Raw genomic sequence first — 13,680 nt, forward strand, 5'->3', positions numbered from 1 at the left:
CGGCACCGACACCCGCCGCCGCGCGCGGCCAGCAAGGACGCCCATGCCCAGCACCGATTCCATCGCCCGGCTGCTCATCTCCTGCCCGGACCGCCCCGGCATCGTCGCGGCGGTGAGCAGTTTCCTCTACTCCCACGCGGTGAACATCACCACCCTCGACCAGTATTCCACCGATCCCGAGGGCGGCACGTTCCTCTCGCGCCTGGAATTCCACACCCCGCACATGGACGTGTCCGGCCCGGCGCTGGAAAAGGCCTTTGCCGAAACCGTGGCCGCGCGCTTCGACATGCGCTGGCACATCAGCTACGCCGCGCGCGTCAAGCGCACGGCCATCCTCGTCTCGCGGCTGGACCACTGCCTTTTGGAGCTGCTCTGGCTGTGGCGGCGCGGCAAGCTGCCCACGGACATCGCCCTGGTGGCCAGCAACCACGACGAGCTGCGCCCGGTGGTGGAAGGCTTCGGCATCCCCTTCCACCACGTGCCCGTGGCCCCCGGCCCCGAGGGCCGGGCCCGGGCCGAGGCGCGCCTGCTGGAGCTGACCGAGGGCGTGGACCTGGTGGTCCTGGCGCGCTACATGCAAATCCTCTCCGGGGCCTTCGTGGCCCATTTCCCGCTGCGCATCATCAACATCCACCATTCCTTCCTGCCCGCCTTCGTGGGCGCCAACCCTTACCAGAAGGCCTACGACAAGGGCGTGAAGCTCATCGGCGCCACGGCGCACTACGTCATCGAGGAGCTGGACGCCGGGCCGATCATCGAGCAGGACGTGGCCCGCGTGACCCACCGCCACGACATCGGGGCCCTCAAGGACCTGGGCCGCGACCTGGAACGCCAGATCCTGGCCCGGGCCGTGCGCTGGCACCTGGAAGACCGCATCCTGCTCAACGGCAACAAGACCGTCATCTTCGACTAGGGGGCGGCCATGCGCGTGACCTTTCCGGGCGTGGGCGAGGCCTTCGACGAAACCCTGCCCAACACCTGCCTGCTGCTGGAAGCCGGGGAGCGTTCGGCGCTGCTGGACTGCGGCTTCACCGCCGCCCACGCCTTCTGGGCCTGCGCGGGCGCACCCCTGCGCCTGGACGCGGTGTGGATCTCGCATTTCCATGGCGACCATTTCCTGGGCCTGCCGCTGCTCTTCCTGCGCTTCTGGGAGCAGGGCCGCACGGCGCCGCTGGCCCTGCTGGGGCCCCGGGGCGTGGGCGAACTGGCCGTGCAGGCCATGGACATGGCCTACCCCGGGTTCCGGGCCCGGATGCGCTTCGGGCTGGAGGTCCACGAGATGGACCCGGGCCGGGAGGTGGAGGCCGCCGGGTTCACCTGGGCCTGCGCCCTGGCGGACCACGGCGCGCCGTGCCTGGCCGTGCGCGCCCAGGCCGAGGGCGCGGCGGTGTTCTACTCCGGCGACGGCAAACCCACGGAGGCCACCCTGGCCCTGGCCCGCGACGCGGACCTGCTGGCCCACGAGGCCTACGCCCTGGACGCCGAAACCCCCGGGCACGGCACCGTGGCCGGGGCCATCGCCTTTGCCCGCCAGGCCCGGGCCCGGCGGCTGTGGCTGGTGCACATGAACCGCGAGGTGCGCCGCGAACGGCGCGGCGAGATCGAAGCCCTGCTGCGCGACGCGGCGGACGTGGAGGCCTTCCTGCCCGAGCCGGGCGATGCCACTTCCCTCTAGGGCCTTGCGCCGCTGGCCGGGTGCAAAACCGGGGCTGCCCTCGCCAGCGAGGACAGCCCCGGTTTTTTGCGGCGCCGGGACAGCCCCGGGGCGCGTTGCCGCAGGGGCGCCGGGGCTGGTTGCAGGCCTGCGGGCAGACCAGCGGGGAGCGCGGGGGCCCGCCCGGGCTACTGCTCCCAGGCCTCGGCCACGCGCAGCTCGTTGGTCAGCGGGTTGACCTTGTGCATGCGGACGAGGAAGCGCTGGCCGGGGTAGATCTTGTCGCCGAGCATCTGGCGCGGGACGCGCACGTACAACTGCTCGCGCGGCAGGGCCAGGGTTACCAACTGCCCGTCTTCCACGGCCACGGCCTCGAACTGCTCCTTGCGGTTCTGGCGGAAGTACACGAGCTTCCAGTAGCGCGGGCGGAAGCGCTGGATGCGCCCGGCGGCCTCGGTGCGCGCCGTGAGGTGCGGCAGTATGCGGCCCAGCTCTTCGGCGTCCCACAGCGGGGCGCCGTGTTCGAGCACGTGGAGCATCTGGGCCATGTTCACCAGGTCCGCATAGCGGCGCAGGGGCGAGGTCAGGGGCGCGTAGGCCTCGGCGGCGATGGTCGCGTGGCGGCGCGGGGTCAGCTCCTGGCAGGTGGGTGCCATGAGCCGCACCACGCGGTGGGCGTCCTCGGGGCTGGTCCAGACCCCGGCGGCGTCGCCGGGCAGGGTGATGTCCTGGGTGCGGTGGATGAGCGCCACGCCGTGCTCGCGGCCCCAGTCTCCGGCGGCGGAGTTGGCCAGGATCATGAATTCGCTGACGGCGGTCTGGGCCCCGGGGCAGGCCGGGTGCTGCTCGATGTCCACCCGCGTCTGGGCGCCCTCGCCCGTGAGGGTGATGCCCGGGTCGGGCCGGTCCACCACCACGGCGCCCCGGGCGATGCGCTGCCCGCGCAGCTTGAGCCCCAGCTCCACGCCCAGGGCGGGCTGGGAGTCGGGGGCTGCGCCGTCCAGGGCGGCCTCCAGGGCCTCGTAGGTCGAGTTTTCGGCCACGCGGACCCAGGCCGGGCGCGGCTGCATGGAGAGCAGGGCGCCTGCGGCGTCCAGGGTGAAGTCCATGACCAGGGCCGGGCGCGGCTGGCCCTGCTCCAGGCTGTACAGGCCCAGGCCGTAGGCCTCGGGCAGCATGTGGCTCGTGCCCTCGGGCAGGTAGAGCGAGCTGGCGCGCTCGCGCACGGCGCGGTCCAGGGCCGAGCCGAAGTCCCAGGTCAGGGCCGGGCAGGCCAGGGCCAGTTGCAGGCGGTAGCCCCCGTCCGGGGTGCGCTGCACGAAAAAGGCGTCGTCGATGTCGCGGGTGGTGGCCGAGTCCACGCTGACGTAGGGCTCGGGCTCGGGCTCGCGGGCCAGGGCCGCCAGGCGCTGGCGGGCGGCGGCGATGTCGTCGGCGAAGGGTTCGCTCCAGGCGTCGCCCCAGGCGTAGCCCTCGGCCAGCAGCAGGGCGTTGAAGTGCTCGGGCACCACACCCCAGGTCTGGGCCAGCAGCAGGGGCAGGTGCGGGTCCTCGGGCAGGCCCTTCTTGAGGGTGGCCCAGATGGCGGCCTCGGGGGTGCCGGTCTCCTCGGCCATGGCGGCCAGGAGCACGGCGCGCAGGGCCTGGGCCGTGTCGGCGGCCTCGCCGTCCTCGCCGCCTGGGCCGGGGTCCAGCGGCCCGCCCGGCCCGGCGGGGAACACGGGGGCCGGGCGGCCCTTGACGTGGCAGTCCCACAGCTCGCGGAACAGGCTCTGCCCTGCGCCCACCACGCGCTCGCGGCGCTGCTGGACCTCCAGCTCGGCGGTGCGCGCCTCGACCTTTTCGCGGGGGTGGATGTCGAAGTCCGGCGGCTGGAACTTGAAATGCGATTTCTGCTCCAGCATCCGGCGGCCCACGGCGGCCACGCGGTCGGGCCCGGGCGCGTCCCACAACAGGGAGGCGAACCACTCGGCGGAGGCCCGGGCCACGTCGCCCTGGGCCAGCTCCCACAGCTCGGCGGGGTCCACGCCTGCGGCCAGGGCCTCGCGCTCCTGGTCGTGGCGGGTCAGGATGTCCACGATCTCCTCGCGGCTGTGCTCGCCGGAATAAGCCGGGCCGGACCACGGCAGCAGGCGCGCGGCGGGCAGCTTGGTCTCGCGGCGGTTGGCCAGCAGCAGGCGGTAGCGCCCCGACTGTTCGGCCAGCACCCAGGCCACGTTGGTCCGGTTGCCGTGCAGGAATTCGACCACGCAGCCGGGGCCGGGGTAGCGCACAAGGGAACTCATCGTCTCTATCCGCTCCAATGGCCCCGGGGGGCCTTGCAGGCTCGTGGCCCGGGCCTCAGGGGCCGGGGCGCAGGAAAACGTATTCGGCGCAGCCCGTCCAGCCGCGCTGGGGGCGCATGGCCAGGGGCCGCAGGCCCAGGCGCGCGGCCCGGTCCGCCACCTCTTGCGGGGAGGCGTATTCGTAGGGGTAGCCCCCGATCCAGTCAACCAGATCGTGGTGGAAATCCATGCCCCGGTCGCGGTTGGCCCGGGCCAGGGGCCAGCGGCCCGTGGTGGCCCAGGCGCCCAGCAGCAGCGGCGGGGTCAGGGCCCACTGCATGGCCCGGCGCCCCGGGCCGGGCAGGGCGTTGTAGAGCCGTTTGACGCCCAGCCACAGCGGGCTGGTCCAGTGCCGGGCGTACAGGGCCAGGGCCAGGGCCCCGCCCGGGGCCGTCAGGCCCGCCGCGGCCTCCACCGCGCGCCACATGGCCCCGGTGTGGTGCAGCGAGCCCCAGGCGTAGACCACCCCGGCGGGGGCCAGGGCGGCGGTGAAGGCCGGGTCGAGGATGGAGCCCTGCACGAAGCGCACGCGCCCGGCGTGTTCGGGCAGCAGGCGCGCCAGGTTGTCCTGGCTGGTGCGCACGGCCTCGGGGTCGAGGTCGAAGCCCAGGACCTCGGCGGCGCCCAGCCCGGCGGCGGCCAGGGAGAACAGCCCCGAGCCGCAGCCCACGTCCACGAAGCGCGCGCCCCGGATGCGCCCCTGGCCCAGCAGGGCCGTGAGGGACAGGCGCGCCGCCTCCAGGGCCTGGGGGTCCAGGCTCTGGCGGGAGAAGGCGCGCCAGTTGGCGCCGAACTCGAAGCGCGGGCCCGGGGCGGGTGCGCCCGCCGGGCCGGGGGGGCCAGGGGTCATGGCCGCTCCTGCCGGGTTGTGGCTGCTGGCGCCGCCCGGCAGGGGCGGCGCGCGCCGCCTAGTGCCTGAACGAACGCTGGCCCGTGAAGACCATGGCCACCTGGGGCGAGGCCTGGTTCACGGCCTGGATGATCTCCCAGTCGCGGATGGAGCCGCCGGGCTGGGCAATGGCCGTGACGCCCTGCTCCAGGGCCACGTCCACCCCGTCGCGGAAGGGGAAGAAACCGTCGGAGACCAGCACGCTGCCGGGCAGCCCGCCGCGCGCCGCGCGGGTGCGGGCCTGGATGTCCTCCAGCCTGGCGGCCAGGGCCGGGTCGCTCCCGGCCTTGAGTTTGAGCTCGTACAGGCTCATGCCCAGCTCGCCCGAGGCCAGCAGGTCGGCGTACTTGGTGTAGGCCTTGTGGATGGTCAGCTCCACGCAGCCCACGCGGTCCTGCTCGCCGGTGCCGATGGCCACGGTGGCGCCGTCGCGGGCGAAGATCACGGAGTTGGACGTCACCCCGGCCTCCACGGCCCAGGCGAAGAGCAGGTCGTCGGCCTCCTGGGCCGTGGGCTTGCGGGCGGTGAAGGCCGAGCCGTCCTTTTCCGCGCTGGCGGGCAGGAAATCGGCGGCGGACAGGATGCGGTTGCGGAAGGAGAATTGCAGCACCAGCCCGCCGTCGGCGAGGCTCTTGATGTCCAGGAAGGGCTGGCCCGCCAGGGCGCCCAGGTCCGCCAGCCCGGGGATGCGCAGGATGCGCAGGTTCTTGCGCTGGCGCAGCAGGGCAAGGGCCGCCGCGCTGAAGTCCGGCGCGGCGACAACCTCGAAATAGGAGCCGTTGACCAGGGCGGCGCAGGCTTCGTCCATGGGCCGGTTGACCACCACCGTGCCGCCGAAGGCCGCGATGCGGTCGGCGAGGAAGGCGCGTTCCAGGGCCGTGGCCAGGCCCTCGTCGGTCCAGGCGGCGCCGCTGGGGTTGTTGTGCTTGAGGATCACGGCGGCGGGCTTGGCCGTCAGGTATTGCAGGATGTTCAGCCCGTTGTCCACGTCGGTGAGGTTGATCTTGCCGGGGTGCTTGCCCGCCTGGAGCATGTGCTCCTCGGTCAGGGCGCTGACCAGCCCCTGGCCCGGGCCGCGGAAGGTCACGCCGTCCAGGGTCAGGCCGCCGCCCACCAGCTCGAAGAGCGCGGCGGGCTGGTCGGGGTTCTCGCCGTAGCGCAGGCCGCGCCGCTCTCCGTCGATGGTCCAGCCGCGCTTGCGCAGCACCAGTTCCTGGTCGCCCAGGCGCAGGGTCAGGTCGTCGGGGAAGGGGTCGCCCTGGATGGTGCGGTACATGGCCTTCAGGTCGCTCATGGCTGTTCTCCTCGATTTACGTGCTGAGGAAGTGCTGATAGCATAGCGGGGCCCGCTGGGCAATGAAGGGCCCGGCGCGCGGGCTGGCCGCCGTCGCGCCGCCCCCCGCCGTGTGCTCCCGCCCTGTTTCGCAACAAGGAGATTTCCGTGGAAAAGGCTCTGGAAAGACTGGCCCGCCAGCTCATGGGCTACGACGAGGCCTCCCTGGCCTCGCTGTGGGAGAGGTACGCAGCCCGGGTGCAGCATTTCGAGCCCACCCGCAAATGGGAGGAGGCGGCGCTGGTCTTCGGCATGATCCAGGCCATGCGCTGGAAGAACCAGCTCTTCAACTACCACTGGAAGCAGTCGTCCGAGGGGCCGGGGCACGGGCTGCACGGCCCGGAGCTCATCTCGCGCCCGCCCATGCCGCGCAAGGAGGCCAAGGCCCCCCGGAGTGCGCGCATCCTGCCCTTCAAGGACCCCGGAACCCCGGACGGCGACTAGCCCCGGCGCCGGAAACCGGGCGCGCGCCAACGCAATCGGCCCCCTTCCCGGAGCAGGAAGGGGGCCGATTGCGTTGGGGGGCTTGGGGCGGGCGCGGCTACTCGGCGGCGGCCACGTCGGGGCCGGAGGCGTCGGTGGGCGCGGCGGGGGTTGCCGCCAGCCGGGCGCGGGCGGCCTCGCCCTCGGGGCCGTCGTACACGGCGGCCAGCGCCTGGGCCTCGGGCCGCTCCAGGGCCACCAGCCCGCGCAGGACATAGTGGTAATAGCGGATGCTCTCCACGAAGGCCACGGCCTCGAAGCCGCGCGTGTAGCCGTGTTTGGCGTCCTTGTACCAGCGCTCCCAGGCCAGCTTGGGGAAGGCGTCCTTGAGCTCGCGCCAGGAGGCGCCCGTGCCGCCCAGGCGCCGGGCCAGGGCCACGGCGTCGTTCAGGTGCCCGGGGCCCTGGTTGTAGGCCGCCAGGGCGAAGAGCCAGCGGGTGTCGTCGTCCAGGGCGGGGTCGTCCAGGGCGTCGTGGAGCATGCGCAGGTAGCGCGCGCCGCCCAGGATGCTCTGGCGCGGGTCGTTGCGGTCCACGCCCAGGCGCCGGGCGGTGTCGGCGGTGAGCTGCATCATCCCGCGCACCCCGGTCTTGGAAACCGCCCCGGGGTCGAAGCGCGACTCCTGGTAGAGCACGGCCACCAGCAGCAGCGGGTCGATGCCGCTCTGGGCGGCGGCCCGGGCGATGGTCGCGCCGTAGCGCGGCAGGCGGGTGCCCACGGTGCGCAGCAGGTGCGCCAGCTCGAAGGGGTCGGATTCCTCGGGCAGGAAGCCGAAATACCTGTCGTAGAGGTCGGCCAGGGCCGGGCTGCCGTCCATGCGCGTCCAGAATGCCTCCAGGGAGCGGGCCAGGGGCTGGTCGGTTCCGTCCCAGTACCAGCGGTAGGGGATGGACTCGGGCAGGGCGCGCGAGGTGCGGATGCGGTGGTAGAAGGGCTGCCAGAGCCGGAAGCGGCCCTCGTCCACCAGGGCGAAGCGGGCCTGGTTGCCGTCCAGGGTGTCCAGCAGGGGCACGATGTCCAGCCCGTCGCCGACCACGGCGCTGGGCGTGCAGTCCAGCTCGTCGCCCCGGCCCTGGAGGGCGTCGTGCAGGGCGGCGTTGGTGCTGACCAGGATGGGCTGGTCGCACAGCTCGCAGTCGGTGCGCACCCCGAAGCGGCGGTCGTTGTGGATGATCACGGGGTTGAAGCGGGCGTAGGCCGGGCCGGGCACCGCGCGCTTGGCCAGGGCGGCGGGCGGGACGGAGCCCAGGGCGATGACCACGTCGGCCTTGCCGCGCTCCAGCATGGCCCAGGCCTGGTCCCAGGTGCCGGTTTCCAGGAGCTTCCAGGTCAGGCCGTTGTCGCGGCAGTAGGCGTCGAGCAGCTCCTGCTCGAAGCCCCGGCCCTGGCGGGCGGGCGCGCCCTGGATCCATTCGTGCCCGGGCACGGCCACGCGCAGCACCGTGCGCGCGCGGTAGCCAGCCTCGCGCCAATGCATGGCGTAGACCAGCTCCACGAGAAGCAGCAGGGCCACGGCCAGGATCACCAGATCACCGGCCCGGGGGCGTGTTGGTATGTTGACGTGCATGGTCTTTGGAAACAGGGGGCAAAGCAAGAAGCCTGCCACCCGGGCCCCGGCGTCTCTTTCACAGCAATGAAAGACTGTTGACTTTGCCGGAAGCGTTATTTAGACAAGGATGCCTTTTGCTGCGCTCTGCGCGGGCGTCGGCAAAAGGGGAACGTGGTTCTGACAGAAGGAGAACGAAATGTCAAACACCGTGGTCATGGGCGCCCAGTGGGGCGACGAGGGCAAGGGCAAGATCGTGGATCTTCTCACCGAAGATGCCGAGATCATTGTCCGTTTCCAAGGCGGAAACAACGCCGGGCATACCCTCGTCGTGGACGGTGAGCAGGTCATCCTGCACCTGATCCCCTCGGGCATCCTGCACGGCTCCAAGCGCTGCCTGGTGGGCAACGGCGTGGTCCTGGACCCGGTGGTCTTCCTCCAGGAGGTGGACAAGCTGGCGGCCCGGGGCGTGGACGTGAGCCCGGGGCGGCTGGTCGTCAGCGCCAAGACCCATGTCATCATGCCCTACCACCGCCTGCTGGACACCGCCCGCGAGACCTCCAAGGCCAGCGGCGACAAGATCGGCACCACCGGGCGCGGCATCGGCCCCTGCTACGAGGACAAGATGGCCCGCATCGGCATCCGCGCCGCGGACCTGGCCGACCCCGGCCTGCTGCGCGCCAAGATCGAGCGGGCCCTGGTGGAGAAGAACGCTCTTCTGGCCGGGCTCTACGGCCAGCCCGCCCTGGACGCCGAGGCCGTGTTCCGCGAGGTGCTGCCCGTGGCCGGGCGCATGGCGGCGTATGTGGGCGACGTGGCCGGGATCGTCGGCGAGGCCATGGCCGCCGGGCGCAACGTGCTCTTCGAGGGCGCCCAGGGCACGCACCTGGACATCGACCACGGCACCTATCCCTTCGTGACCTCCTCCAACACCGTGTCGGGCAACGCGGCGGCGGGCAGCGGCTGCGCCCCCGGCGCCCTGACCCGCGTGGTGGCCGTGGTCAAGGCCTACACGACCCGCGTGGGCTCCGGGCCCTTCCCCACCGAGCTGGGCGACGCCGCCGGGGAGCACATGCAGCGCGTGGGCGCCGAATTCGGCGCCACCACCGGGCGCAAGCGCCGCTGCGGCTGGCTCGACCTGGCCCTCTTGCGCGAGTCCGTGCGCCTGAACGGCCCCACGGACATCGCCCTGACCAAGCTCGACGTGCTGGGCGGCCTGGCGGAGCTGAAGCTCTGCACGGCCTACCGCTACAAGGGCCGCCAGCAGGACTACCCGCCCCTGGAGGAGAACTCCATGGCCCTGGTGGAGCCGGTCTACGAGGCCATGCCCGGCTGGAGCGAGGACATCAGCGCCTGCCGCACCTTCGCCGACCTGCCGGAAAACTGCCGCCGCTACGTGGAGCGCATCGAGGCCGTGCTCGGCGTGCGCTGCTCCCTGGTCTCCGTGGGGCCCGACCGCAGGCAAACCATCATGCGGGGCTGAGGCCCCGCCGCACCGGGCAGAGCCCGACAGGAACCCGGCCCAGGCCGGGTTTTTTGTGCCCGCCGCCCGCCGGGGCGGGGCAGAGGGGGGCATGGTTCTTGCTTCCCCGCTGGCGGGACCCCCGGGGCGGCATTTTTACGCCCCGGCCCCGGGCGCGGAAATTCGTGTTTCTGGCGCCCGTGTCACCTGTTACAATGCGCAAGGCGGCCAGGATGGCCGCGCGCCGCCCGCCCCGGGCGGGAGCATCCAGGAAGGACGCAGCGAGGATGGACGCACCCAAGCACGAATACCCGGTTCGCGTCATCGGGCCCCGGTCGGGCTGGCTGGACCTCGACCTGCGCGAGCTGTGGGCCGCGCGGGATCTCGTGGCGCTTTTCGTGCGCCGCAACGTCCTGGCGCAGTACAAGCAGACCGCCCTGGGCCCCTTGTGGTTCGTGCTCCAGCCGCTGCTGACGACCCTGGTCTTCACCGTGGTCTTCGGGCGGGTGGCCCGGCTGCCCACCGACGGGCTGCCCCAGGCGCTGTTCTACCTGTGCGGGGTGGTGGCCTGGCGGTTTTTCGCCGACTGCCTGACCACGGTCTCCTCCTGCCTGCGGGCCAACGCCGCCCTGCTGGGCAAGGTCTATTTCCCGCGCCTGGCGGTGCCCCTGGCCGTGGTGCTCACCGGGGCGGTGACCTTCGTGGTGCAGTTCGCCATTTTCCTGTGCGTTCTCGGCTATTTCTTGTGGGCCGGCGCCCCGGCAGCGCCCGGGCCCTGGGCCCTGCTGACTCCGGCGCTGGTGCTGCTCATGGCCGCCCTGGGCCTGGGCCTGGGGCTGCTGGTGGCGGCGCTGACCGTGCGCTACCGCGACCTGGGCTTCGTGGTCGCCTTCGGGGTCCAGCTGTTGCTGTTCGCCAGCCCGGTGATCTACCCCCTGTCCCTGGTGCCCGAGGGCTGGCAGGCCCTGGCCCTGGCCAATCCCATGGCCGCCATCCTGGAAGCCCTGCGCTTCGGGCTGCTGGGCCAGGGGCTGGCCCCGGGGCTGCCCCTGGGCGTGGCGGCGGCGGTGAGCCTGGGCGTGCTGCTGCTGGGGCTGGCGGCGTTCTCGCGGGTGGAGAAGAACTTCATGGACACGGTGTAGCCATGGCGCAGCCACCTCTGGCCATCGACGCGCGCGGGCTCTCCAAGCGCTACGAGCTGGGCGGCATCGGCCCGGCGCGGCTGTGGCGCGCCCTGGGGCGGCGCTGGCCCCGGCTGGCCCCGGGCGCGCGGCCCGAAACCGTGCTGCCCGACGGCACGCGCACCGCCGAGGACCATTTCTGGGCCCTGCGCGACGTGGGTTTCCAGGTGCCCGCCGGGCAGATCGTGGGCGTCATCGGCCACAACGGCTCGGGCAAGTCCACGCTGCTCAAGATTTTGACGCGTATCACCACGCCCACCGCAGGCCAGGCCCTTTTGCGCGGGCGCGTGGCCAGCCTGCTCGAAGTCGGCACGGGCTTCCACCCCGAGCTCACGGGCCGCGAGAACATCTTCCTGAACGGCGCCATCCTGGGCATGACCCGCCGCGAGGTGGCCGCGCGGTTTGACGCCATCGTGGACTTCGCGGAGCTGGCGCGCTTCGTGGATACGCCGGTCAAGCGCTATTCCTCGGGCATGTACGTGCGCCTGGCCTTTGCCGTGGCCGCGCACCTGGAGCCGGAGATCCTGCTGGTGGACGAGGTGCTGGCCGTGGGCGACGCGGATTTCCAGCGCAAATGCCTGGACCGCATGGACGGCGTGGCCCGCAGCGGGCGGACCATCCTGTTCGTCAGCCACAACATGGCGGCGGTGCGCAGGCTGTGCGAGCGGGTGGTGGTGCTGCGCGCGGGGCGGGTGGCCTTCGACGGGCCCGTGGACGAGGGCGTGGGCGCCTACCTGGGGCACGACCCCAGCGAGGCCGCGCTGCTTTGCGGCGCGCAGCTGGCTCGGCACCTCGTGCGCGGGGTGGACCGGGAAATCACCCTGGAGTGCCTGGAGATCGCCGTGCTGGGCGCCGACGGCGCACCGCGCCGGGCCTTTTCCTCCACCGAGCCGGTGCTGGTGCGCGTGCGCTTCCGGGTGCTGGCCCGCACCCCGGGGGCCAACGTGGTGGTGCTGCTGGCCGACGAGGGCGGCGAGACGCTGTTGCGCGCCGAGCGCCTGGACGACCCCGGCGCCGCGCAGACGCTGGACCCCGGGGACTACGAGTGCGTGATGACGCTGCCCCCGCACCTGTTCGCCGAGCGGCGCTTCCATCTTACCGTGAATCTGCAACGCTTCACCGTGCAGCACGACGTGTACCGCCGGGTGCTGTCCTTCGACGTGCATTTCGCCGGGCATTCCATCACCGGCTCCACGGACCAGAGCCGCCGGGGCGCGCCCCTGCGGCCGCTGCTGCCCTGGAGCACCACACCCCTGGCCCCGGGCGGCCACGGGGCAGCGGGAGAACGGGCATGACCATACTCGTTACCGGCGCCACGGGCTTCATCGGCCGGGCCGTGATGCGCACCCTGCGCGACAGGGGCCTGGACCATGTGGCCTTCGAGGGCGACGTGCGCAACCGTGCCGACTTCCTGGCCGCCCCGGCCTGCGACGCCCTGATCCACCTGGCCGGGCTGACGCGCACCGACGGCAGCTACGAGGCCCAGCGGCGGCTGATGGACATCAACGTCACCGGCACCCTGCACGCCCTGGACCACGCCCGGCGCCATGGGGCGCATTTCGTCTTCGCCGGGTCGTGCAACTATGGCCGGGCCCGGGTCATCCCCACCCCGGAGACCGAGCCCATCACCGCGGGCAACCCCTACGCCCTGTCCAAGTCCGTGTGCGAGCAGGCCATCGCGGCCTGGAACCGCCATTTCGGGCTGGCCTCGGCCACGGTGCTCAGGATATTCAACCCCTACGGTCCGGGCCAGCAGCAGGGCTTCCTGGTGGCCGACATGGTGGAGAAGATCCGCTCGGGGGCCGTGTCGGTCTACAGCCGCGCGGCGGTGCGCGATTTCATCTTCGTGGACGACCTGGCCGAGCTGGCCGTGGGCGCCGCGCTGCGCCCGGGCCCGGGCGTGGCCGTGGTCAACGCGGGCACCGGCCAGGGCCACAGCGTGGGCGAGGTGGTGGAGACCATGCTCGACCTGCTGGGCCTGGACCTGCCCGTGCATGACCAGGGGCGGCCCGAGGTCATCCCCGCGAGCATCGCCGACGTGCGCACCGCCGAGGCGCTTTTCGGCTGGCGGGCGCAGACCGGCCTGCGCCCGGGGCTGGCCCGGGTGCTGGAAGACGCGGGCCTTTTGCAGGGGCGGCCCGCAGCGGGCGCCGCCCCGGGGAGACAGCCATGAACGTGCTCGCCGTGGGCGCGCATTTCGACGATCTGGAGCTGGGCTGCGGGGGCACCCTGGCCCGGCATGTGCTGGCCGGGGACCGCGTGATCATGCTCGTGGTCACCGACTCGGCCTTCTGCGACCCGGACGGGCGCCCCGTGCGCGACGCCGCCACGGCCCTGGCCGAGGGCCGGGCCGCCGCCGCAGTCATCGGCGCGGAGCTGGTCTGCCTGGGGCTGCCCGCCCTGGCCGTGCGCGAGGACGACGCGCTGTGCGCGGCCATCCTGCGCCAGGTGGAGGCCCTGGGCATCGACACCCTCTACGCCCACTGGGAGCACGACCTGCACCGCGACCACCGCCGCACCGCGCGCGCCACGCTCATGGCCGGGCGGCATGTGCCCCGGTTTCTGGCGTACCGCAGCAACTGGTACGACGCGGGCCAACCCTTCCACGGCACGGTCTACCGCGACATCTCCGACGTGTTCGAGACCAAGCGCCGGGCCATCCTGGCCCACGAGTCCGAGATGGGCCGCACGGGCGCGCGCTGGATCGAGTATTTCGCCAACCAGAACGCCAACGACGGGCGCCGGGTGGGCGTGGCCTACGCCGAATGCTTCGAGCCCGTGCGCTGCCTGCTGCCCTGGGGCGCCTGA

At 72.6% G+C, this 13,680-nt stretch carries 11 protein-coding genes and 1 pseudogene; 8 read left to right on the forward strand and 4 right to left on the reverse strand.

The window, feature by feature from the left end:
• Window positions 1-43 precede the first annotated feature (43 nt).
• Together purU and G495_RS0111090 are read left to right on the forward strand one after the other, a co-directional pair.
• On the forward strand, window positions 44-913 hold the full coding sequence (gene purU, locus G495_RS0111085; RefSeq protein ID WP_028587872.1) for a formyltetrahydrofolate deformylase: 870 nt from the start codon (window positions 44-46) through the stop codon (window positions 911-913).
• A gap of 9 nt (window positions 914-922) precedes the next feature.
• Window positions 923-1,675, forward strand: a complete 753-nt coding sequence (locus G495_RS0111090; RefSeq protein ID WP_028587873.1) for an MBL fold metallo-hydrolase — start codon at window positions 923-925, stop codon at window positions 1,673-1,675.
• 167 nt (window positions 1,676-1,842) lie between these two features.
• On the opposite strand, the gene G495_RS0111095 is transcribed toward G495_RS0111090, so the two are convergent.
• Genes G495_RS0111095 through G495_RS0111105 form a run of 3 tightly spaced genes read right to left on the reverse strand, consistent with a single transcriptional unit; the run spans window position 1,843 to window position 6,161 of the window.
• Window positions 1,843-3,939, reverse strand: a complete 2,097-nt coding sequence (locus tag G495_RS0111095; RefSeq protein WP_051445291.1) for a ribonuclease catalytic domain-containing protein — start codon at window positions 3,937-3,939, stop codon at window positions 1,843-1,845.
• A gap of 55 nt (window positions 3,940-3,994) precedes the next feature.
• On the reverse strand, window positions 3,995-4,828 hold the full coding sequence (locus tag G495_RS18735) for a class I SAM-dependent methyltransferase (protein ID WP_051445292.1): 834 nt from the start codon (window positions 4,826-4,828) through the stop codon (window positions 3,995-3,997).
• Between the two features lie 58 nt (window positions 4,829-4,886).
• Window positions 4,887-6,161, reverse strand: coding sequence for an IMP cyclohydrolase (locus tag G495_RS0111105; RefSeq protein ID WP_028587875.1), 1,275 nt, complete (start codon window positions 6,159-6,161; stop codon window positions 4,887-4,889).
• Between the two features lie 147 nt (window positions 6,162-6,308).
• Between G495_RS0111105 and G495_RS0111110 the strand changes: the two genes are divergently transcribed.
• The gene (locus tag G495_RS0111110) at window positions 6,309-6,644 is read left to right on the forward strand and encodes a hypothetical protein (protein ID WP_035251848.1); all 336 of its coding nucleotides are present in this window, start codon (window positions 6,309-6,311) and stop codon (window positions 6,642-6,644) included.
• A 97-nt stretch (window positions 6,645-6,741) separates the two neighbouring features.
• Here the strand turns inward: G495_RS0111110 and G495_RS18740 are convergent, their stop codons facing one another.
• Complete coding sequence (locus tag G495_RS18740; protein ID WP_156939686.1) at window positions 6,742-8,250, reverse strand: MltF family protein; 1,509 nt, start codon at window positions 8,248-8,250, stop codon at window positions 6,742-6,744.
• 178 nt (window positions 8,251-8,428) lie between these two features.
• Here G495_RS18740 and G495_RS0111120 point away from each other — a divergent pair, with 178 nt between their 5' ends.
• From G495_RS0111120 to G495_RS0111140, 5 genes and pseudogenes are all read left to right on the forward strand, one after another.
• On the forward strand, window positions 8,429-9,712 hold the full coding sequence (locus tag G495_RS0111120; protein ID WP_028587877.1) for an adenylosuccinate synthase: 1,284 nt from the start codon (window positions 8,429-8,431) through the stop codon (window positions 9,710-9,712).
• 266 nt (window positions 9,713-9,978) lie between these two features.
• On the forward strand, window positions 9,979-10,833 hold the full coding sequence (locus tag G495_RS0111125) for an ABC transporter permease (protein WP_028587878.1): 855 nt from the start codon (window positions 9,979-9,981) through the stop codon (window positions 10,831-10,833).
• Between the two features lie 140 nt (window positions 10,834-10,973).
• Window positions 10,974-11,591: pseudogene (locus G495_RS23000) on the forward strand (ABC transporter ATP-binding protein); the annotation flags it as partial.
• Between the two features lie 572 nt (window positions 11,592-12,163).
• Window positions 12,164-13,045: an NAD-dependent epimerase/dehydratase family protein gene (locus G495_RS0111135; protein WP_028587879.1), complete on the forward strand. Its 882-nt coding sequence runs from the start codon at window positions 12,164-12,166 to the stop codon at window positions 13,043-13,045.
• Window positions 13,042-13,680: a PIG-L deacetylase family protein gene (locus G495_RS0111140; RefSeq protein WP_028587880.1), complete on the forward strand. Its 639-nt coding sequence runs from the start codon at window positions 13,042-13,044 to the stop codon at window positions 13,678-13,680. Before G495_RS0111135 ends, G495_RS0111140 begins: the two co-directional genes overlap by 4 nt.

Source organism: Desulfocurvus vexinensis DSM 17965, from assembly GCF_000519125.1.
In the GTDB taxonomy this organism is placed as follows: Bacteria; Desulfobacterota; Desulfovibrionia; order Desulfovibrionales; family Desulfovibrionaceae; genus Desulfocurvus; species Desulfocurvus vexinensis.